Below are 21,576 nucleotides of genomic sequence, written 5' to 3'. Positions count from 1 at the left end.
ATACCTGTTAGTATAAGGAGCTGTTTCCTGCTGTCTGCTGTATCTTTTATGCCGAACACCGGCACAAAAGGATGCCGCTCCCATCAGGGCTAGAGCGCTTGGTTTCAAAAGAAGATTTTTGTTCTTTATTTTAGCAACGCAACCACAATATTGTCAGGCTGAGCGGAGTCGAAGCCCCGCAAAGTGATTCAACAAACGGTACTTCGACTTCGCTCAGCCTGACAAACAAAACGAATAAGAAAACAATTCGTGAAAATTTGAAAAATTCGCGGCAAACAAACAGTTAAACGAATAAACAGTTAAACAAATAAAAGATAAAACAAATAAACATCATAGAATGAAAAACATTGCCATCATCATGGGCGGATATTCAAGCGAATACAAAATTTCGCTTATCAGCGGAAACGTTGTATATCAATATCTTGACAAAACAAAATACAACGGATTCCGTATTCATATTTTTAAAGAAAAATGGGTATATGTAGACGAAAAAGACGCTGAATATGCAATCGATAAAAACGACTTTTCTGTAACTATAAACGATCAGAAAATTACTTTCGACTGTGTTTTCAATGCCATTCACGGAACTCCAGGTGAAGATGGATTAATGCAGGCTTATTTTGAATTATTAGGAATTCCGCAATCCTCTTGCGATTACTATCAATCAGCCATAACATTCAATAAAAGAGATTTATTATCTGTTTTAAAACCTTACGGAATCAAAACAGCAATTTCGTATTACTTAAACAAAGGCGACGTTATCAATACTGAAGAAATCGTTAAAAAAGTAGGTTTGCCATGTTTTGTAAAACCAAACAAAGCTGGATCTAGTTTTGGAATTTCAAAAGTAAAAACAGAAGCTGAACTTCCAATCGCGATTGAAGTTGCTTACAAAGAAGACAACGAAATCATTATTGAAAGCTTCCTTGACGGAACCGAAGTTTCTGTTGGAGTAATCAATTACAAAGGAGAAATTAAAGTATTGCCAATTACCGAAATCGTATCTGATAATGATTTCTTCGATTATGAAGCCAAATACGAAGGAAAATCACAAGAAATCACACCAGCTAGAATCTCTGATGAGTTAACACAAAAAGTAAGTGATGTTGCCAAACGTGCTTATGAAGTTCTAAAAATGAAAGGATTCTCAAGAAGCGAATTTATCATTGTAGACAACGAACCATATATGCTCGAAATGAATACAATTCCTGGTTTAACAACAGAAAGTTTGATTCCGCAGCAAGCAAGAGCAGCGGGAATTTCTCTTGAAGATTTGTTTACAAATGCAATTGAACTGGCTCTTTCTTAAAGACGCTAAGATACTAAGGTGCTAAGGTTCTAAGATCTTAGCACTTTCTTTTTTAAACACAATATTACCACACTGAGCAAAGTCGAAGTTTTCTAAAGAACCTTTTAACCTAAAAACTCAGAACCTTAGAATCTCAGAACCTTAGAACCTTAAAAAAAATGCGAAAAGCCCTATTCCCAGGATCATTTGACCCAATTACTTTAGGTCACGAAGATATTATCAAAAGAGGAATTTCTTTATTTGATGAAATCGTAATTGCAATTGGTGTAAATGCCGAAAAAAAATACATGTTTTCATTAGAAGAAAGAAAACGTTTTATAGAAGAAACTTTCAAAGACGAACCAAAAGTTTCAGTTATCACTTACGAAGGTCTGACAATAGATTTAGCAAAAAAACAAAAAGCTGATTTCATATTAAGAGGTTTGCGCAACCCTGCCGATTTCGAATTCGAAAAAGCCATTGCACACACCAATAGAAAACTGTCTAAAATTGAAACTGTCTTTTTATTAACTGCTGCAAGCACATCATACATAAGTTCAAGCATTGTGCGTGATGTATTGCGTAATGGCGGCGAATACGAAATGCTGGTTCCAGAAGCGGTTAGAGTTAAAAAGTAAAATGAGCAAAAAATACATTCTCGAAACCTACCCTTTCTGGATTAAAAAGCTCTTTCTTTTTCTTCTTTTTATTTCATTCAACAAAATAAACAGTCAAAACAATTCTAATTCTGTAAAAGAAATAAAGAATATCGATCAGTACAATTCAGAGGAAATTGATTTTATGGATTCCGAAGAAAATGTAAAATTAAGCGGCACTTTACTTTTTCCTAAAACAGGATATTCAAAAATCGTAATTATTACACCTGGAAGCGGTCAAAACGATCGTAATTCACATGATGTTTTGGCAGAAGAACTATTAAAAAATCAAATCGCGGTTTATCGTTTTGATGATCGAGGAGTTGGAAGATCTGGAGGCAATGTAAATTTTAGCGTAGATCAAATTATCAAAGACTTATATTATGCTTTAGATAATATTCAAAAAATCGATTCCCTTTCTAAAAAGCAAATCGGTGCTCTAGGACACAGTTTAGGCGGAATCGCAACAATTGATACTTATCAGCAAGGATTCAAATTAGATTTTTTAATCCTAATGTCTACGCCAATTGAAAAATTTAAATCATTTGACAAACCTCAATACAGCTCTCGAAGTAATCCAAAAATAAAAGTAAGCACCAAAGTATTATTTGAAAATTTAAAAATTCCAATGCTTTTTATTGCAGGCACAAACGATAGTTTTTTTGACAGTAAAAAGACAGCCGAATTAGTCAATGCTTTAAACAATAAAAATATAGATGTCGAAATACTAAACGGATTAAATCATTTTTTAAAAGCCGGCACTGATGATTGGAAAAAAACAAAAAAATATAGTGACTTGTATGAAATAGATCGTCAAGCACTCGATAAAATTGTAAACTGGACCTCTAAAATATGATTGAGTGATATCCTTATAAATTTGTAAACCAATTTAATTATAAGTAATTTCGCATTTTTAAAATAAACAATAAGTAATGAGTATCGAAAGAGAATTAAACAAACGAAGCGGATCTAAATGCGAACTTTGCGGCGCTGAAGAAAACCTAAAAGTATATCAAGTATTACCAACTCAAAAAGGCGGTCTTGACGAAAGTATTTTAGCTTGTAATACCTGTATTGACCAAATTGAAAATCCTGATAACGTCGATTTAAATCACTGGAGATGCCTTAACGACAGCATGTGGAATGAAAATACTGCTGTACAAGTTGTAGCTTGGAGAATGTTAAGCCGCATGCGCGCTGCAGGATGGCCGCAAGAATTACTTGACATGATGTATTTAGACGAAGACACGCTGGCATGGGCACAAGCAACTGGCGAAGGCGAAGACGACGAAAACAAATTAGTTCACCGCGACAGCAACGGCGTAGTTTTACAACATGGAGATTCAGTTGTTTTAATCAAAGATCTTAAAGTAAAAGGATCAAGTATGGTTGCCAAACAAGGAACTGCAGTTAGAAACATTCGTCTTGACCATGAAAATGCCGAATATATTGAAGGAAAAGTTGATGGTCAACAAATTGTGATTATCACGCAATATGTGAAGAAGATATAATTCTTTTTAAAGGTGCTAAGGTTCTGAGATACTAAGATTCTGAAATACTAGGTCTTCTTACACTTAGGAATCTAACCGCAAAGCACGCAAAAGTTAACGCAAAGTTCGCAAAGCTTTATTCACAAAGCTTTGCGAACTTTGCACTTTTATAGAAACTTACATAAAAAACTTAGCGTGCTTTGCGGTAAAATCAGCACAACCGTAAAAACTTGAAACTTGAAACTAAAAAAGGCTATTCAAAATACGAATAGCCTTTTTTATTATTTTTCTGTTCTGGAAATAACTTGAAACAAATTAAACCTGAAACCTGAAACTAAAAATTATCGTTGAAATAATTTATTGATTTGTTCTTTGATCAACGGCTCAGAAACATTGTTTGTCGCAGCATCTTTATCTTTGCTTGAAACCATAAACTGAACTGTCGCTTTGTCTGGAACAACGTTTCCTGTATAGTGTAACCAAATATAATTGTTTGGTAATTCTAATTTTATGTCATACAACGGTGTTGCTGTAAAACCATTTACAATAATGTTGTAAAGATTTACGTAATCGTTGTCAACATTTTTGAAGGTAAATTTTCTTAAACTTGATGCGTCTTCATCATCATTTTGAATACTTGTGTAATAAACCGTGTATTCATCTCCAATTTTCTGAATGTAATTGTTATTTACTTTTCCTAGTTTTTCAACAGGAACTGTTTCAAGAACTTTAATCTGTGCAAACGACACAAAACTAAAGAACAAAATGGCAATCGTAATAGTTCTTTTCATAATAAATTTGGGATTTATATTTTTTTTACTGCAACAAAAAAACACAGAAATAATGAAAAAACACCTATCAAATCATTATTTTTTTAACATAAAACCACAAACCTAAAACATAAAACAATTAAAAACCTGATATACAATTACATAAAACTAATATTGCAAAATTACCTGCAATTTTACACCCTTTAATATTTATTATTATTCTTCTCCTCCTCTTTCTTTACCACATTACGAGCCACCTCAATTTTGAACTTTTTCCCTTTCATTTTTTCGTCTTTAATATTCTTAAGCAGTTCTTTTACTTTTCCGAATTTTACTGCTGCAAACGAAACAAAATCTTTTACCTCAATAAGTCCCAAATCACCTTTTTCTAATTTCCCTTTTTGAGAAAAGAAACCAACGATATCAAACTTATTCAGTTTTGTTTTTTTACCGCCGCTAATGTAAATAGTCTGAAATTCGGGCGGTTTTGGCAGACTTGTCGTATTCTTCACATCAAGGATTTCCATATCATAATCGATATAATCCAGCTTTTTTTCGCTTTCATGAACAATAACATACGCCGTTCCAGTTGCCTGCATACGTGCCGTACGACCGTTACGATGCGTAAACTCATCTTCTTTTAAAGGCAAATGATAATGAATAACATGTTTCATCTCAGGAATATCCAATCCACGCGCAGCAAGATCTGTTGTAACAAGATAACTCACACTACCGTTTCTAAACTGAATCAAAGCACGTTCACGTTCATCCTGATCCATTCCGCCATGATAATACGTAGCGTAAATTCCTTTTTCGTTCAAAGTGTCGCTGATACGTTCTGCAGCATCGCGGTGATTACAAAATATAATAGCCGATTGCGATTTTAAAGAACAAATCAAATTGAACAAACTTTCTAATTTGTCTTTTGAAGGAGACAAAATCATTTTCATAGAAAGATTAGCTTTTTCCTCTTCTTCAGGAATAAAATCTAAAATAGTTGGATTAACAACTCGTGTATATTTTGGAATCTCAATATCAGAAGTTGCCGAAACCAAAACTCTTTTATTAACTTTTGGTAATCTGCCAATTATAAAAGACATCTGCTCATGAAACCCTAATTGAAGCGATTTATCAAACTCGTCCAAAATTAAAGTCTGAACCTTATCTGTTCGAAAAGTCTCTCTGTCAATATGATCTGCAATTCTTCCTGGAGTTCCAATTAAAACAGCCGGCGGATTACTCAAGTTTTTAATTTCAGTATCAATCGAGTGTCCTCCGTAACAAATATTTACTTTGTACTGCGTTCCCATTTTTTTCCAAACCTGCTCGATTTGCAGTCCTAATTCGCGTGAAGGCACTAAAATTAAACATTGAACTGAAAGTATCTCAGGCTGTAATAATTCTAAAATAGGAAGCAAAAAAGCCAATGTTTTTCCTGATCCTGTTGGAGAAAGCAGCAAAACATTGTTATCGTTCAAAATGGCGTCTTGCGCCATTTCCTGCATTTCGTTTAGGCTTTCAATACCTAAATTCGAAAGTATATTATTGGAATGGTGTTTTTTATTCATTTTGCAAAAGTAGGGAAAAAAGTTTTGTTTCAGGTTTCATGTTTCCATTGTTTCAAGTTGCTTAACCGCAAAGCGCGCAATGATTATACGCAAGGTTCGTAAAGCTTAAACATAAAGCTTTGCGAACTCTTTGCGCTTTTTTATAAAAACTAAACTATATAAAACTTTGCGCTCTTTGCGGTAAAACTACGTGCAAAGTAGATCAAACCTGAAACTTGAAACCTGAAACAAAAAACTTATATTTGATTTACAATAAAACCAAACCATGAAACTTTTTACATTTCCCATTTTACTTTTCACCATCACGTTTTTCGCTCAAAACAATAAAAAATACGATACCTTTTTCGAAAAAGGAAACGGAAATCAAGCGGCTTCCTACCAAGAAACTATTGACTATTATAAATTATTGGCCAACGATTTTGCAACAATTCAAATGAAAGAAATGGGTTTGACTGATTCTGGAGAACCTTTGCACATGATTGTTTATAATCCTGACAAGGAGTTTGATTTTAATAAAATTCAGAAAAACAAAGCCGTTCTTTTTATCAATAACGGTATTCATGCCGGTGAACCTGACGGAATCGATGCCACAATGCAATTTTACAGAGATTTGGCAATTGGAAGAATAAAAGTACCAAAAAACACCGTTTTAGTTACCATTCCTGTTTACAATATTGGCGGCGCTTTAAACCGAAACTCGACGACAAGAGCCAATCAGGACGGACCAGAAATTTATGGTTTTAGAGGAAACGCCAGAAATTATGATTTGAATCGTGATTTGATGAAATCAGACACTCGAAATACGAAAAGTTTTGTCGAAATATTCCAAAAAATAAATCCTGATGTTTTTATTGATAATCACGTAAGCAACGGGTCTGATTATCAATACAAGTTAACTTATATTATGACACAACATAATAAGTTAGGAACTGTTTTGGGCGATTTTATGAATGCCGAAATGATGCCCGCTTTGGTGAAAGATTTACAGAAAAAGAAAATTGAAACAACGCCGTATGTAGATTCTTTTAAAGATACTCCTGACAAAGGTTTTGGGCAATTTGTAGATAATCCTAGATATACAACAGGTTATACATCACTGTTTAATACAATAGGTTTTGTGGTTGAAACACATATGCTGAAAAAATATGCCGAACGTGTAAAAATGACCTACGAATACACAAAATCGGCTTTGGATTTTACCGATGCAAATTATCAAAAGATAAAAGATTTAAGAGTAAAAAATTTAGAGCAATATCAGCCTAAAAAATCCTATACATTAAAATGGGAATTGGACAGTACAAAAGCAACAACTTTTTCATTTTTAGGATATGAAGCAGGTTACAAAAAAAGCGAAGCCACAACTGGAAACCGTTTGTATTATGATAGAAATAAACCGTATAAAAAAGACGTTCCGTATATAAAAGAATTCAAATCGATGAAAGAAGTTGTGATTCCGACTGCTTATATTGTTCCGCGTGGATATTGGAATATTATTGATCTTTTAAAGAATAACAACATCTCCTATTCTCAGCTTAAAAACGATACGATTATCGAGGTTGAAAGCTACAAAATTGCCGATTTTAAAACGGTTCCAAACGCTTACGAAGGACATTATTTACACTACAATACAGCAATAACTTCGAAAGTTGTAAAAATGGCTTTCGCCAAAGGTGATTACTTGGTTCCAACAAACCAAAAAGGTGTGAAATATCTCGTAGAAGCTTTTGAACCAGAAGGTGTTGATTCGTTCTTTAACTGGAATTTTTTCGATCCTATTTTGCAGCAAAAAGAACATTATTCAGAATATATTTTTGAAGATACAGCCGCAAAACTTCTAAAAGATAATCCAACTCTAAAAGCAGAATTAGAAGCTAAAAAACAATCTGATACAGAATTTGCAAAAAATCCTGATGCGCAATTAAACTGGATTTACAAACATTCTGTTTATTACGAAAAGGCTCATTTGCAATATCCTGTTTATCGTTTTTTGTAGCGTTTTTTTTAAAAAATATGTACAATTGTTAATATCTTAGTATTCTATAAAAAAAACAATACAATTACTTTAAAAAAACTATTCTCGTCAATCTTAAATAATCTACATATAATGAATTTGTATGAAATTGACTTTTAATATTTTTTTCTTTTATATTTGAGTTATGGAAAATTACGAAAAAGGGAGGGAATTAATTGAGCAATTTGCGAAAGAAATTGATAACTCCAATATTAATTTTAACGAAGCAGACACTAGATTAAAATTTATTGATAGAATATTAATCGAATGCTTAGGATGGGATCATAATTCAATTAATTCCGAGGACTGTAGAGATGGACAATTTGCAGATTATAAACTATCCCTATTTAGACCTGTTGCTGTATTAGAAGCCAAACGCACAGGGAATTATTTTGAATTACCAACTGGTATTAATAAAATAATTTACCCCCTAAAATCACTTTGCAAAGACAATGCAAGTATCAAAGATGCATTGCAACAGGTTAGTGGCTATTGTCATGCTAGAGGAATACAAATAGGAATTGTTTCAAATGGCTGGCAGTTCATCGCTTTTTTAGCTAATAGAAATGATTCTATTCCTCCCTTAGAAGGTGATGCATTAGTCATTCCCTCATTAGATTTCTTTCTTAAAAATTATTTAGAAGTTTGGAATTATCTTTCGAAAAATGGCTTCGAAAAAAAACACCTTGAAAAAAAACTCATTGGTGGGGAAGAAGAACAGTTACCTCCAAAATTATCTTCAATTCTGACTGATTATCCTGGAATAAAAAATAGAAATCCATTTCAAACTGAACTTGAAATTATTAGCGACTTAGTTTTAGAAGATGTTATAAAAGATGAAACAATTGGTAAAAATTTTTTACAAAATTGTTATTGTAAAAGTGGTACGCTATCACAATATTCTCTTTTAAGTAAACAAATACTATCTAGCCGATATACTTATTTGTTTGAAAACGGAGATAAGAAAGCTATTTTAGAACAAGTCGCAACAAAAAAAGGACTATCTTCAGATCTCGCAGAATTATTTGCCAACAGTTTAAGCAAACGCCCTATTTTACTTATTGGAGACGTTGGAGTTGGGAAATCTACTTTTATAGATAACTTATTATTAGTTGAAGCTCCACGGGTCTTTAAAAAAGCATTAACATTCAAAATAGACTTAGGTTCCAAAGCAATTGTAGCTTTGGATGTAAAGAAAGCTGTTATTAATTTAATTAAAGATCAATTAATTGATAATTATAAAATTGACATTAATGAAGACAATTTTGTTCGATTTGCTTATTATCGTGAACTAGAAAGTTTTAAGAAAAGTGTTATTGTTAAAAGACTTTACGAAATAGACCCTATAAAGGCGATTGAAAAAGAAATCGATTTTTTAACTAATCTGATTTTAGACGAAGTTACTCATATTAAAAAATCATTAGAATACATTGCTAAAAATCAACAAAAACAAATAATAGTTTTCATTGATAATTGTGACCAAAGAAATGATCAAGATCAAGAAACTGCGTTTTTAATAGCTCATGAATTTGCAACTGATTGGCCAATGATGGTTTTTGTATGCTTAAGGCCTGAGACATTTCATAGAACAAAAAAAATTAGCGGTGCCTTAAGTGGTTATCACACCAAAGCCTTTACAATATCTCCTCCAAGAATCGATGATGTAATTTTAAAACGTTTAAATTTTGCACAAAAAATTACAAGTGGAGAAGTCGTTTTGTCTAGATTAGAAACTACGACAAGTTTTTCTAAACTCCATAAACTAATTACAACTTTTGTAAATTCTTTAGAAACAAACAAAAGCCTATTTCAATTTATTGAAAACATTTCTAATGGAAATATCAGAAAAGCAATTGAATTAATTAAAAAATATTTTGGAAGTGGTCACGTTGATACACAAAAAATCTTAAGAATTACAGAAGAACAAGGCTTCTATAGCGTTCCCGTTCACGAAATACTACGAAGCGTAATTTATGGAGATAATAAATATTACTACCCTTCAAATTCTGAAATTGTTAATCTTTTTGACATAAGAAGTTATGATGAAAGAGAACATTTTATTGTCCCTATAATTCTTAGTATTTTATCAGATTATTCTATTAATAATAGAAATCAAGGTTTTGTTTCTATCAATGACTTGTATGCATTTGTGCAAGGACAGTCATTTTTACCATCTACAATCGACTCAGCTTTAAATTTTATGTATATCAAAGGTCTCTTTGAAACATCAGAAAAAGGAAATGTTTTAAATACTCAAGGCAATACAATATTAATTAGAGCAACCAGCTCTGGTATTTACCATTTAAATTATCTTATAACTACCTTTCCTTATATGGAAGCCATGATTGTTGATGTTCCCATATTCGATGAAAACATAAAGTCAAAAATAATAATTGGAACAGATATTATTGAAAGAATGGAATCAACTTTAGTTTTTGTAAATTATCTTGATGATGTTTGGAAAAATAATAAGTTTTCAAGTATATATTTTGATTGGAATCGTCGATCGGAAGAATTAAAAAGGGAAATAGAAAAAATTCGTCAAAAAGTAACACAATAAATAGATTCAACATACTTGCGCTAACGAAGACATAAAACTAAAAACATCAAAAAAAGCCTAATAAAAAACAATTTTATTAGGCTTTTTTAAAATCATAAAAAAACAAATAATTATTTATCCTTCAATATTTTTTCTAAAAACTCTACTTTATCTTTTTCAGCTTGAACCAAACGCTCGTAAAGTTTTTTATTTTCTTCATAAGCTTCAACTAACTTATCAAGTGGATTAAAATTACAAGTATTATTGGTTCCGAAATTAGTGCCATGACTTCCACTATTATCATAGAAATTATTAAAAAAATTAATTGCGGCTTCGTCTGAAAAGTTTATTAAAGCTTCAACACTTACTCCTAAAGCTTTTGCAATCTGCTTTAACTTTTCATCATCGATTGTTTCACTATTTTCCAAAGCAGATATTGCTTGTTGGTTTGTTCCTAAAGCTTGCGCCAAAGCTTCTTGCTTCATGTCACGAAGTTCACGAATTCGGCTTATTTTTCGCCCTATATGATTTGGTTTTGCTAGTGTGCTCATAATTGAAATATATTGCTTATTGAACAAAAGTACGCTTTTTGAGACATGAAATAGTTAAAAATAAAATTTTATATAAAACGCTGAAACCTAAAAGTTGATTTATATTTAATTAATGTTTTTCTGACTTATTTTAAAAGTTATATATTTGAATACAATCAATTTTATAATTCTAAAAGTCATAACAAAATGGGACTATTTAATACTCTTTTTAAAAAGAAAGAAGAAAAAACAGCATCAGCTATCGATCAACAAATTGGTAAACAATTTACAAATGAAAATGATTTTTTAGAAAAATTTGGAGCACTTGCTTTAGAGAAACAAAGAAACCTTTATGGTGTAACGGGCGGACTTTCTTGGAATGTTGATATGGACAAAGAAGAAATAACATTTGGAGACGATCTTACTTTTCCAATGCAGGTTTTGGGTTCATTTTCGCATTCATCAGAAACTTGGCTTTGGATCTGAGATAATAAAGCGGGCGGTTACGCAGAATCTGTCATGAAACAAGCTCTATTGTTGAAACAATATGGAGAAGAAAATAATATTGATTTATTAAAAGTTGGCAAATTTGATGCTGTTTCTAATGATTTACATCTAATTGGTATGATTGCAACTGAAATGTTCAATACAAGCGGTTATTATCTAGGGAATTATGGTCAAGGAACAATGGTTGTTACCATAAAATCTGATGCAATAGACAAATCTGAAAGTGACGAATTATCTAGAATCTTAACTGTTTTTCCAGAACTGATTTCGACGTTTGAAATTCAAAACCATAAAAATGCTTTTATAAATTACTTAACTCAAAAAGGCTATAAATTAACATTGAACGAAAATGAAATTAAAGCTGAAAAGAATGAAAATGTAATTAATGCTGTTTTTAATGAAAATAATCTTTTGACAAAATTAAACGGTAATTCTTAAACTTAGAATAATTAATAATCTAAAAGATATTCTGAAAACGATTGCCCGCGTGAGGGATAGAAGCAGTCCGCCGCAGCGGAGCGCATAGCCCGACAGCAATAAAAAAAAGACCCAATGAACACAAAGTTGATTGGGTCTTTTTTTTATTGGTGGCACGCCCCGATTTTAATAATCGTTATTTGCTGTTTTCGTCTTTAATACCTTTTAGCAAAGCGTAAATTGCCATTGAATGTCCTTGTCCTAAATCAAAATCTTCTTTCAGCCAGTTTACAATTTCGCCGGCTTTTACTTCGGGTTTAAGTTTTCCGTTTGATGTAAAGCTTTTTTGTTCTGCCAAAACTCTAAATTCAGCAGGACCATTGCCCGTTTTTTCTTTAATTGTCTTTAAATACGCTTGAAATGACATAGAATTTACATTTAATAAGTTAGTTTACATGTAAACGAAAATACAAATTAAATTTAATTCCTACGCTCTAATATTCAGCTTATTACTACAAAAAAGTTTTATATCTGGATAAACAAACTTTAATTGGTTTTAATCTTCTTCTCTTCTTCAAATAATAATTTAATATTCTCGTAAGAGTTTTTTAAGGCTTCTTTGATTTGTTCAGGATTGAGCCACGCCACTTTTTCGATTCCTTCTTCAAGCTGACCTTGCGGAATTCCTTCAAAATCAGAATGCATTTCGAACCAATGCGTAATTTTTAGCTTATACTTTCCGTTGCGTTTAAAGATATGATACGTCTTTTGCAGTTTATTTGTTATTCGAAGTTGGTCTACGCCCGTTTCTTCCTCAACTTCGCGCATTGCAGTTGCTTCGATTTCTTCGCCTTTCTCGATACCGCCTTTTGGCAGGTCCCATTTTCCGTTTCTAAAGATAAATAAAACCTCTCCCTTTTTATTATAGACAAAACCGCCTCCCGCTTTATTTACAGGAATTTTGGCTTTAAGGGTCTTCATAATCTCCTTTTCATCAGGATGATACAAATATGCCTTTTGAATTTTATTTTGAAACATTTTGACAATAAGCTGCTCAATATCAATACTCTCTAACAAGAATAATTGAAAATCAGTCTCTCTTGAGATTTCATTTGTCAAAAAAAGTGGTTTGTCGTTCACAAAAACTTTATACATTTGTACTATGATTTTTAATAAAGATACTGCCGAAAAAACAGCCGAATTGCTTTTGCAAATAAATGCAATTAAATTGAATCCCGAAAATCCTTTTACATGGGCTTCTGGTTGGAAATCTCCTATTTACTGTGATAATAGGTTAATTCTTTCATTTCCAAGCATCCGAAATTACGTTCGTGATGAGTTTGCGAAAAACATTGAAAAACAATTTGGAAAACCTGACGTAATTGCTGGTGTTGCTACTGGAGCGATTGGAGTTGGTATTCTGGTTGCCGAAAGCCTTGGACTGCCATTTGTATATGTGCGTCCTGAAGCAAAAAAGCACGGAAGACAAAACCAAGTTGAAGGTTTTTTACAAAAAGGACAAAATGTTGTTGTTGTTGAAGATTTAATTAGTACCGGAAACAGCAGTTTGATGGCTGTTGAAGCTTTACGCAATGAAGGTGCAAACATTAAAGGTATGGCGGCGATTTTTACTTACGGCTTTAATGTTGCCGAAGAAAACTTTAAAAACGCTAATATCGATTTGTACACATTAAGCAACTACGAAAACCTGCTTGATTTAGCTGTTCAAAAACAATACATTACCGAAGATCAACAATCGACTTTGCTTGAATGGAACCAAAGTCCGTCGACTTGGGGACAACCTGAATAGATTTTAGATTTTCTAAAAAATCGCTTTGCTCTTTTTTTAATTCCAACTTTGCGGACTTAAATAAAATCGAAGTAAAATAGAAAAACTTTGCGTCCTTTGCGGTAAAAAAACAAATAATAAAACAAAAAATATATGAACTTAGAAAGTCCAAAAGTTACAGTTCAGAAATCAGCTCAAGATCTATTTGATTTATTGACTGATGTTAAGAATTTCGAAAAATTAATGCCGGATAATATCGCAAAATTTGAAGTAACAGGCGAAGATGCTTTTATTTTTGGATTGAAAGGTATGCCGGAAATCAAACTTAAAATGAAAGAAAAAACAGCTCCAAACAAAATTGTTTTAGGTGCTGCAAGTGATAAACTTCCTTTTACTTTAGTTTCAAATATTGACAGTATTTCTGATTCAGAAAGTGCTGTTCAATTAGTATTTGATGGTGAATTTAATGCCATGATGGGAATGATGATCAAAGGACCTATCAGCAAGTTTATCGAAACTCTAGCAACAAATATGACGAAACTTTAATAATGGTGAATTATTAATTGTGAATTATAAATGAAAAGTCCAATCGAATGATTGGACTTTTTTTTGTCATGTCAATTTAAAACCTTAGTCCCGAAGCCTCGGGATAGTTACTCAGAGCCTTAGAACCTTCAAAAAAAAAAAAAAAAAAAACAACTCATCCTCAAAAAAATACAGTTCAGCACTATAAATTATTACAAAATAAATTATTGACCGAAGTTTGATCCATCAAAACTAACAAACCACAAAATGGAAGCAACTATTAAGATCTTAATTTACATTCACGCTTTTTTTGGCGGAATTGGACTGATAACTGGAATTGGAAGCATCATCGTTAAAAAAGGCAGTGTACTACACAAAAGAATGGGGAAACTTTTTTCTATCGGAATGATTATAAGTTCACTTATTTCGATTCCGATCTGCTGGATGCCTAAACATCAAAATATCTTTTTGTTTTTAATTGGCTTATTTACCATTTATCTGGTTGTTTCTGGAAATAGAGCTTTGGCTTTTAAACACAAACAAAAAGCTGATTTCACAGACAAATTAATTTCTGGAAGTATGTTGTTCTTTTCTGTAATAATGATTTCTATTGGATTGTATTACCAAATAAACGCTATTGCAAATGGCATTTTATTCACTTTTTTTGGCGCTTTTGGATTTTATATGACTGTAAAGGATTTTATTTTCTTTAAAAACGTTTCAGAAATAAAGAAAAAATGGCTTTCTAAACATATTGGTAAAATGATTGGCGCTTTAATCGCATCTATAACGGCTTTTATTGTTGCGGGAATCGGATTAGGAAATATCATTACATGGATGGCTCCATCTATCTTAGGAACAATCTATATCATGTATTGGAATAGAAAAATAGCACCAAAAAACACAAAAGCATTAGAGGTTTAAAAACAAAACAATGATTTAGCAGATAAAAAACTCTGAACCTTTGTTGCATTGAACCTTTGAGCCTATCAATAAAGCATCTGAATTTCTTTAATATCAAATTCTGATACAGAATCGTCTTCTAACAAAACCTGCAATTTACCAACTGAAGATACTCCTTGAATAATTCCCATGAAATTCTTTCCAGAAGCTTTTGGATTAAGATCTTTAAAAGGCATTGGAATTCCTTTTCGGAATAAGAAATTAAAATAATCTTCCCAAAAAAATGAAGCAGACGACTGCCATAAATCTATTTTCTGTTTCATTTTTTCAACGATTAAAACCACTAAAGATTCTTTATTGAAACTATTTCCAGAAATAACAGCCAGCGAAGAAGCATTTGGCAATTCATCGTAATTAGTTTGATTAACATTCAACCCTAATCCGACAACTGACACGATTCTGCCATCACTTTTTAAGGTATTTTCGATAAGTATGCCACCAATTTTTTTATTATATGACATAATGTCGTTTGGCCATTTTATAGATAATTCAGGAATATTTAATTCTTTTAAGACTTCTAAAACACTCAAAGAAACAACAATGCTTAGATTAAAAACTCGCTCATTATCAAAGACAAAATCCTTCACCAAGACACTCATAATTAAGTTTTTACCCAACTCAGACTGCCACTTCGCTCCCATTTGTCCTTTGCCTTTTGTTTGATTTTCAGCAGTTACGACCATAAAATTCTCTAGTTCATCTTGACTTGACATTGATTTAAGAAAATCATTTGTAGAATCTATGGCATCGAGTTTGATTAGTTTCATCTAAGTAATTTAAATAACTTAATTTAATATTTTGTTAAGCATCAAAAATAATCACAAAATTTGGTAACTTTACAAATTCATATAAAATAATTCATGGCGAAAAAGACTATTAATAATGATGTTCTATTGGCGAACATAATCAAAGGGATTGAAGAAGTAAAAGGAAATGACATCGATATTCTTGACTTAAGAGATATAGATACGGCGGTTTGCGACTATTTTGTAATTTGCAACGGAACGTCAAACACCCAAGTTAACGCCATTGTCAACTCAATTCAAAAAACAGTTTCAAAAGATTTAAAAGACAAACCTTGGCACGTAGAAGGAACCGATAATGCAGAATGGGTTCTAATGGACTATGTGCATATCGTGGTACATGTTTTCCAGAAACACATTCGTGAATACTACAATATCGAAAGTCTTTGGGGTGATGCCAAAATAACTACAATCGAAAACAAATACTAAAGAAAATTTTTTCTAATGGCTAAAGATAATAATCCAAATCCGAGTAAATTTAAAATAAGTCCTTGGTTAATATACACCGCAATACTTCTAGTTTTTTTATTTATAAGTTTTGCAACTGGTGGATCAAGTATGAGCGAACCTGCTCAATTAACTTCATCTAAATTCAATACTTTATTAGAGAAAGGTCAAATTGAAAAGGTTATCGTTTATAATAAAGCCGAGGCCGAAGTTTACTTAACTCAAGCAGCACTTAAAGATGCCGCAAATAAAAAAGTTTCTAAAGATATTTTTGAAAGACCAAACAAAGGTCCTCACTATACTTTGGAAATTGGTAACGATCAAATCTTTCAAACAAAACTTGAAAAAGCAGTTGGCGAAGGCAAACTGAAAGATTTCAATTTCTTGCAAAAAAACAATTGGAGCGACATTTTAATCAGTCTGCTTCCAATCATCATCATTATTGGTGTTTGGATTTTCATTATGCGTAAAATGTCAGGCGGTGCTGGAGGCGGCGGCGGACAAATTTTTAACATTGGAAAATCGAAAGCAAAACTTTTTGATGAGAAAACAGATATCAAAACTACTTTTAAAGATGTTGCAGGTTTAGAAGGTGCGAAAGAAGAAATTCAAGAAATTGTAGAATTCCTTAAAAACCCTGAAAAATATACTAATCTAGGAGGTAAAATCCCAAAAGGAGCTTTACTTGTAGGACCTCCAGGAACTGGTAAAACATTATTAGCTAAAGCTGTTGCAGGCGAAGCGCAAGTTCCATTTTTCTCATTATCAGGTTCTGATTTCGTAGAAATGTTTGTTGGAGTTGGTGCATCTCGTGTACGTGATTTATTTAAACAAGCTAAAGAAAAATCTCCTGCTATTATCTTTATTGATGAGATTGATGCCGTTGGTAGAGCAAGAGGAAAAAGCAATATGTCTGGCGGAAATGATGAAAGAGAAAACACTTTAAACCAATTATTGACAGAAATGGATGGTTTTGGTACAAACTCTAACGTAATTGTTCTTGCAGCAACCAATAGAGCCGATGTTCTTGACAAAGCTTTAATGCGTGCAGGTCGTTTTGACAGACAAATTTTTGTAGACTTACCAGACATTCGCGAAAGAGCTGAGATTTTTGCAGTGCATTTAGCACCAATCAAAAAAGTTGAAGGACTTGATTTAGATTTCTTAGCAAAACAAACTCCTGGATTCTCAGGTGCTGATATTGCAAACGTGTGTAACGAAGCTGCTTTAATTGCTGCTCGTAACAATAAAACAGCAGTTGACAGACAAGATTTCCTAGATGCTGTAGATAGAATTATTGGTGGTTTAGAAAAGAAAAACAAAATTATCACTCCAGACGAAAAGAGAGCAATTGCTATTCACGAAGCTGGTCACGCTACTGTAAGCTGGATGCTGGAACACGCTGCACCACTTATTAAGGTAACTATTGTACCTCGCGGACAAAGTTTAGGAGCTGCATGGTACTTACCAGAAGAAAGACAAATCGTTAGAACAGATCAAATGTTAGACGAAATGTGTGCTACTATGGGAGGAAGAGCTGCTGAAAAAGTAACTTTCGACAGAATTTCTACTGGTGCGTTAAGCGATTTAGAAAAAGTAACACGTCAAGCTCGTGCTATGGTAACTATTTACGGTTTGAATGATAAAATTGGAAATGTTACTTATTATGATTCAAGCGGACAAAGTGAATACAATTTCTCAAAACCATATTCTGACGAAACTGCAAAAATTATTGACAAAGAAATTTCAGAATTAATTGAAGGTCAATACCAAAGAGCAATTCAGATTCTTGAAGAGAATAAAGATAAGTTAAATCAGCTTGCTGATATCTTAATAGAAAAAGAAGTTATCTTTAAAGATGACTTAGAAACAATTTTCGGAAAACGTACTTTTGATAAAAATTTAGAAGAAGTGGTTTCGTAAATTAATCAGGAAATATGTAATATTTTTTAAAATCTTAATTCAAAATAGCCTTTTGAATTAAGATTTTTTTATCTTTGAACGTTTTCAATTAACATGTAAAGCATTTCATATAAAAATGAATTTTTTCAAAAAAATATTTGGGTCCAGTGAATCCGCTTCTGACGAAGAACATGAAAGTGAATATGGAGGAAATCCAGTCCAAAATAGTCATTTGTCTCTTGACGAGCAATTCATTTTCAATTTCAAAAAAAATGGCGGAAAATTCTTGTATTGCGAAAACAACCAAGAACTTGCTGAACAGTTTGAAAATATCCTTGAAGAGAATGATTGGTTTGAGAGTGAAGTACTATGCTACGAACCAGCTCTATTTAATTTATTAGACGAAAATAAATTATTTTATACTGCACCAACTAAACCAAAATTCCTTTTAGCTGTGTGTGAAAATCTTATAGCCGATGAGGGTTCAATTTTATTTTCATCAAAACAAATTAGACAAAACAAACCAAACGAGTTACCCGCAAACATTGTTATTATTGCCACTACAAGTCAAATTCTACCTATGAAAAGTGATGGTTTAACAGCCATTAAACGTAAATACGATAGAGATATTCCAACTAATATTACCACAATAAAATATTTCGAAAAAGCAAAAGAAGAAGATTTTACGCAATACGGAAGTGTTGCCAAGAACCTATATTTATTGCTCTTAGAAGATCTTTAAGATGAATGAAACACTCAAGAGAACCATTTCTGGTGCTGTTTATATTGCTCTGTTATTAACTTCAATCTTGTTTTCGACTGAAAGCTTTATCATCCTTTTTGGCATTTTTCTAGTTATTACTATTTATGAGTTTTCTAACTTAGTAAATCTCAATAAAGTCTTTTCAATTTTATTTGGAACCTTGTTTTACAGCGCCATTGTACTTGTAAGCCATTACGGCAAGCAAACAGCTGCTTACCTAAACAATTTATTCAAATCAAATTTAAACTTAGAAATCAATATACAACAGTTAGATCTTGTACTTCTTGCTGTTACAATTGTGGTTTCAATTAAATGTATTCTATTCTTATTTTACGACTCAGTTCAAAAAGTAAGCATCTCTTCTAAATACTTATATTTATTAGGCTACATTACACTTCCTTTTATTTTTATCGTCAAAATTTCCTTTGGAACTAATGATTATAATCCAAAAATTATTCTTGGCTTATTCATTTTAATCTGGACAAATGACACTTTCGCTTATTTAGTTGGAAAATCTATGGGAAAACACAAACTTTTTGAACGTGTTTCTCCTAAAAAAACTATTGAAGGATTTCTTGGCGGAGCTGTATTTGCCGCTTTTGCAGGTTTCTTGATTTCAAAATTATACATTCAGCCCAATCCAGCTTTTAGCACAAAATCTATTTTAATATGGACTATAATCGCTTTAATTGTAAGCGTTTTTGGTACTATTGGTGATTTGATTGAATCAAAATTTAAAAGAATTGCCGGCGTAAAAGACAGCGGTTCTATCATGCCGGGACACGGCGGTATCTTAGATCGATTAGATAGTGTTATATTTGTAGCACCAATTATATTTTTATTTTATCAAATTTTATATTATGTTTCATAAAGAAGGAGCCCCATCTATTTTATTAGGAACAGTTTTTACTGTTGCCGTACTTGTAATTGCTGATAGATTTATAGATATCAATTGGCTGAGAATGCTTGTTCAAATAGCAGCATTACTTATTTTAATTATCATCTTGCAATTTTTCAGAAACCCAAAAAGAATTGCAGTTAGAAACAGTGATCATATTCTTGCTCCTGTTGACGGAAAAGTGGTTGTTATTGAAGAAGTTTATGAAGGAGAATATTTTAAAGATAAGCGTTTACAAGTTTCTATCTTTATGTCGCCAATAAACGTTCACGTTACACGTTACGCAATGGACGGAATTATTAAATTCAGCAAATACCACCCAGGTAAATTTTTGGTTGCATGGCACCCAAAAGCTAGTGAAGAAAACGAAAGAACAACTGTTGTTATCGAAAATGATACTTTTGGTCAAGTATTATACAGACAAATTGCAGGTGCTTTGGCAAGAAGAATTGTAAATTACGCTCAAGAAGGAATGCAGGTTATTCAAGGTACTGATGCTGGATTTATAAAATTTGGTTCGAGAGTAGATTTATTTTTACCTTTAGGTACGCCAATTAATGTAGTTCTAGACCAAAAAGCAATTGGCGGAAAAACTATTATCGCTACAAAAGCTTAAATGACAAAAAAAGATTTAGATACTCGTTTTTCAGAGGCTGTTGAAACTGCTCTAAAAATGACTCAAGCCTCACTGCCGCAAGATGTGCAGCTAAGACTTTATGCCTATTACAAACAAGCAACTTTTGGAACTGCTGTGTACAATCAATCTGAGAATTTTGATTTACGAGATGCTTTCAAAACCAATGCCTGGATGCAGATTAGTCATATTTCTGTTGATGAAGCTAAAGAGTGTTATATCGAGATCATCAATTCATTAACATCAAAATAAATTAACATTATGAAGAAAAACATTGTCCTTTTCAGCATTTTGCCTTCATTTTTACTATTATTTTCTTGTAACGATAATAAACTAACTGAAGTTGTCGAGGTTCCTCTTCCTACTAAAGAGGAAAAAATAATGATTGGGTCGCCAAATGATGTAAAGGCAGATCCAGGATCATTTGAAATGACAAAACTTCCTTTTGGATATGACGGATTATCTCCTGCAATAAGATCATTGACTTTAGAAACTCATTATTCTAAACACTATTTAACGTACACAAATAATTTCAATAAAGAAATTGTGTCGACTGAATACGAAAACATGCCAATTGCAGACATTCTAAAGAAGCTAGATTTAAGCAACGCAAAACTTCGCCAGAATGCTGGAGGATATTACAATCATACTCTTTATTTCAACATTTTAACACAAAAAGAGCAAACTCCAAAAGATACTCTAGCAGGATCTATTAATAAAGAGTTTGGATCTTTTAACAACTTAACGAGTCAGTTTAAAGGACAAGCTGAAAAACAATTTGGTTCTGGATGGGTTTGGCTTGTTGTTGACAGATACGGAAAATTACAAATCACTACAACTGAAGATCAGGATAATCCTTTAATGAAAAATGCATTAATTCCAGGAACACCAATTTTAGGTATTGACTTATGGGAACATGCTTATTATTTGGATTATCAAAATAGAAAAGGAAGTTATATCGATGCTTTTTACGAACATATAAACTGGGAAAAAGTAAACGAAAATTATATTGAAGCTTTGAAAAAAGTCAAAAAAGTATAACACAAAAAAGCTGATACAAATTATGTATCAGCTTT

General features: G+C 32.2%; 22 protein-coding genes and 1 pseudogene. 17 read left to right on the top strand and 6 right to left on the bottom strand.

What is annotated here, in order from left to right; all coding sequences use genetic code 11:
- Positions 1-337 precede the first annotated feature (337 nt).
- From NLG42_RS13560 to NLG42_RS13545, 4 genes are all read left to right on the top strand, one after another.
- Complete coding sequence (locus NLG42_RS13560; RefSeq protein WP_257681313.1) at positions 338-1,309, top strand: D-alanine--D-alanine ligase; 972 nt, start codon at positions 338-340, stop codon at positions 1,307-1,309.
- A gap of 158 nt (positions 1,310-1,467) precedes the next feature.
- Positions 1,468-1,926, top strand: coding sequence for a pantetheine-phosphate adenylyltransferase (gene coaD / locus NLG42_RS13555; protein ID WP_089052301.1), 459 nt, complete (start codon positions 1,468-1,470; stop codon positions 1,924-1,926).
- Between the two features lies 1 nt (position 1,927).
- Positions 1,928-2,800 carry an alpha/beta hydrolase gene (locus tag NLG42_RS13550; protein ID WP_257681312.1) on the top strand — a complete coding sequence of 291 codons (873 nt, stop codon included), beginning with the start codon at positions 1,928-1,930 and terminating at the stop codon, positions 2,798-2,800.
- A 76-nt stretch (positions 2,801-2,876) separates the two neighbouring features.
- On the top strand, positions 2,877-3,455 hold the full coding sequence (locus NLG42_RS13545) for a PhnA domain-containing protein (protein WP_089058127.1): 579 nt from the start codon (positions 2,877-2,879) through the stop codon (positions 3,453-3,455).
- Positions 3,456-3,775: 320 nt separating this feature from the next.
- On the opposite strand, the gene NLG42_RS13540 is transcribed toward NLG42_RS13545, so the two are convergent.
- Together NLG42_RS13540 and NLG42_RS13535 are read right to left on the bottom strand one after the other, a co-directional pair.
- A complete protein-coding gene (locus tag NLG42_RS13540) occupies positions 3,776-4,225 on the bottom strand; it encodes a hypothetical protein (protein WP_089058128.1) in 450 nt (149 codons plus the stop codon).
- Positions 4,226-4,407: 182 nt separating this feature from the next.
- Complete coding sequence (locus tag NLG42_RS13535; protein WP_089058129.1) at positions 4,408-5,772, bottom strand: DEAD/DEAH box helicase; 1,365 nt, start codon at positions 5,770-5,772, stop codon at positions 4,408-4,410.
- Positions 5,773-6,037: 265 nt separating this feature from the next.
- Here NLG42_RS13535 and NLG42_RS13530 point away from each other — a divergent pair, with 265 nt between their 5' ends.
- Together NLG42_RS13530 and NLG42_RS13525 are read left to right on the top strand one after the other, a co-directional pair.
- Positions 6,038-7,765, top strand: coding sequence for a M14 family metallopeptidase (locus NLG42_RS13530; protein ID WP_257681311.1), 1,728 nt, complete (start codon positions 6,038-6,040; stop codon positions 7,763-7,765).
- Positions 7,766-7,928: 163 nt separating this feature from the next.
- Positions 7,929-10,343 (top strand): hypothetical protein, encoded by a 2,415-nt coding sequence (locus tag NLG42_RS13525; protein WP_257681310.1) that lies wholly within the window; start codon positions 7,929-7,931, stop codon positions 10,341-10,343.
- Positions 10,344-10,453: 110 nt separating this feature from the next.
- Here the strand turns inward: NLG42_RS13525 and NLG42_RS13520 are convergent, their stop codons facing one another.
- Positions 10,454-10,873, bottom strand: a complete 420-nt coding sequence (locus NLG42_RS13520) for a helix-turn-helix domain-containing protein (protein ID WP_257681309.1) — start codon at positions 10,871-10,873, stop codon at positions 10,454-10,456.
- Positions 10,874-11,059: 186 nt separating this feature from the next.
- On the opposite strand from NLG42_RS13520, the pseudogene NLG42_RS24460 reads away from it, so the two are divergent.
- Positions 11,060-11,797: pseudogene (locus NLG42_RS24460) on the top strand (DUF6882 domain-containing protein).
- A 175-nt stretch (positions 11,798-11,972) separates the two neighbouring features.
- Here the strand turns inward: NLG42_RS24460 and NLG42_RS13505 are convergent.
- Complete coding sequence (locus NLG42_RS13505; RefSeq protein ID WP_089058135.1) at positions 11,973-12,203, bottom strand: DUF4287 domain-containing protein; 231 nt, start codon at positions 12,201-12,203, stop codon at positions 11,973-11,975.
- A 119-nt stretch (positions 12,204-12,322) separates the two neighbouring features.
- Entirely contained in the window at positions 12,323-12,931 is a 609-nt protein-coding gene (locus tag NLG42_RS13500; protein WP_089058136.1) for an NUDIX hydrolase, read from the bottom strand.
- A 7-nt stretch (positions 12,932-12,938) separates the two neighbouring features.
- Here NLG42_RS13500 and pyrE point away from each other — a divergent pair, with 7 nt between their 5' ends.
- The 3 genes from pyrE to NLG42_RS13485 all read left to right on the top strand — a co-directional run bounded on the left by pyrE (position 12,939) and on the right by NLG42_RS13485 (position 15,014).
- Positions 12,939-13,586: an orotate phosphoribosyltransferase gene (pyrE, locus tag NLG42_RS13495; RefSeq protein ID WP_257681306.1), complete on the top strand. Its 648-nt coding sequence runs from the start codon at positions 12,939-12,941 to the stop codon at positions 13,584-13,586.
- A gap of 132 nt (positions 13,587-13,718) precedes the next feature.
- Positions 13,719-14,111, top strand: coding sequence for an SRPBCC family protein (locus NLG42_RS13490; RefSeq protein ID WP_257681305.1), 393 nt, complete (start codon positions 13,719-13,721; stop codon positions 14,109-14,111).
- 246 nt (positions 14,112-14,357) lie between these two features.
- The gene (locus NLG42_RS13485) at positions 14,358-15,014 is read left to right on the top strand and encodes a hypothetical protein (RefSeq protein ID WP_257681304.1); all 657 of its coding nucleotides are present in this window, start codon (positions 14,358-14,360) and stop codon (positions 15,012-15,014) included.
- Positions 15,015-15,079: 65 nt separating this feature from the next.
- Here NLG42_RS13485 and NLG42_RS13480 read toward each other — a convergent pair whose 3' ends face one another.
- Positions 15,080-15,820: a biotin--[acetyl-CoA-carboxylase] ligase gene (locus tag NLG42_RS13480; RefSeq protein ID WP_257681303.1), complete on the bottom strand. Its 741-nt coding sequence runs from the start codon at positions 15,818-15,820 to the stop codon at positions 15,080-15,082.
- Between the two features lie 93 nt (positions 15,821-15,913).
- Here NLG42_RS13480 and rsfS point away from each other — a divergent pair, with 93 nt between their 5' ends.
- The 7 genes from rsfS (at position 15,914) to NLG42_RS13445 (ending at position 21,541) form a co-directional block, all read left to right on the top strand.
- Positions 15,914-16,285 carry a ribosome silencing factor gene (rsfS, locus tag NLG42_RS13475; protein WP_026729351.1) on the top strand — a complete coding sequence of 124 codons (372 nt, stop codon included), beginning with the start codon at positions 15,914-15,916 and terminating at the stop codon, positions 16,283-16,285.
- Positions 16,286-16,300: 15 nt separating this feature from the next.
- A complete protein-coding gene (gene ftsH, locus NLG42_RS13470; protein ID WP_089058140.1) occupies positions 16,301-18,226 on the top strand; it encodes an ATP-dependent zinc metalloprotease FtsH in 1,926 nt (641 codons plus the stop codon).
- 115 nt (positions 18,227-18,341) lie between these two features.
- On the top strand, positions 18,342-18,947 hold the full coding sequence (locus NLG42_RS13465) for a lactate utilization protein B/C (protein WP_089052313.1): 606 nt from the start codon (positions 18,342-18,344) through the stop codon (positions 18,945-18,947).
- 1 nt (position 18,948) lies between these two features.
- A complete protein-coding gene (locus tag NLG42_RS13460; RefSeq protein WP_257681302.1) occupies positions 18,949-19,839 on the top strand; it encodes a phosphatidate cytidylyltransferase in 891 nt (296 codons plus the stop codon).
- A complete protein-coding gene (locus NLG42_RS13455; RefSeq protein WP_089052315.1) occupies positions 19,829-20,482 on the top strand; it encodes a phosphatidylserine decarboxylase family protein in 654 nt (217 codons plus the stop codon). The genes NLG42_RS13460 and NLG42_RS13455 overlap by 11 nt, the downstream gene beginning before the upstream one ends.
- Complete coding sequence (locus NLG42_RS13450; RefSeq protein ID WP_089052316.1) at positions 20,483-20,752, top strand: acyl-CoA-binding protein; 270 nt, start codon at positions 20,483-20,485, stop codon at positions 20,750-20,752.
- A gap of 9 nt (positions 20,753-20,761) precedes the next feature.
- A complete protein-coding gene (locus tag NLG42_RS13445) occupies positions 20,762-21,541 on the top strand; it encodes a superoxide dismutase (protein WP_089058143.1) in 780 nt (259 codons plus the stop codon).
- Positions 21,542-21,576: the final 35 nt, after the last annotated feature.

This window comes from Flavobacterium plurextorum (assembly GCF_024638035.1).
Taxonomy (GTDB): Bacteria; Bacteroidota; Bacteroidia; order Flavobacteriales; family Flavobacteriaceae; genus Flavobacterium; species Flavobacterium plurextorum.
The sequence above is the reverse complement of the archived record's forward strand: the minus strand, read 5'-3'. Positions and strand labels throughout refer to the sequence as shown.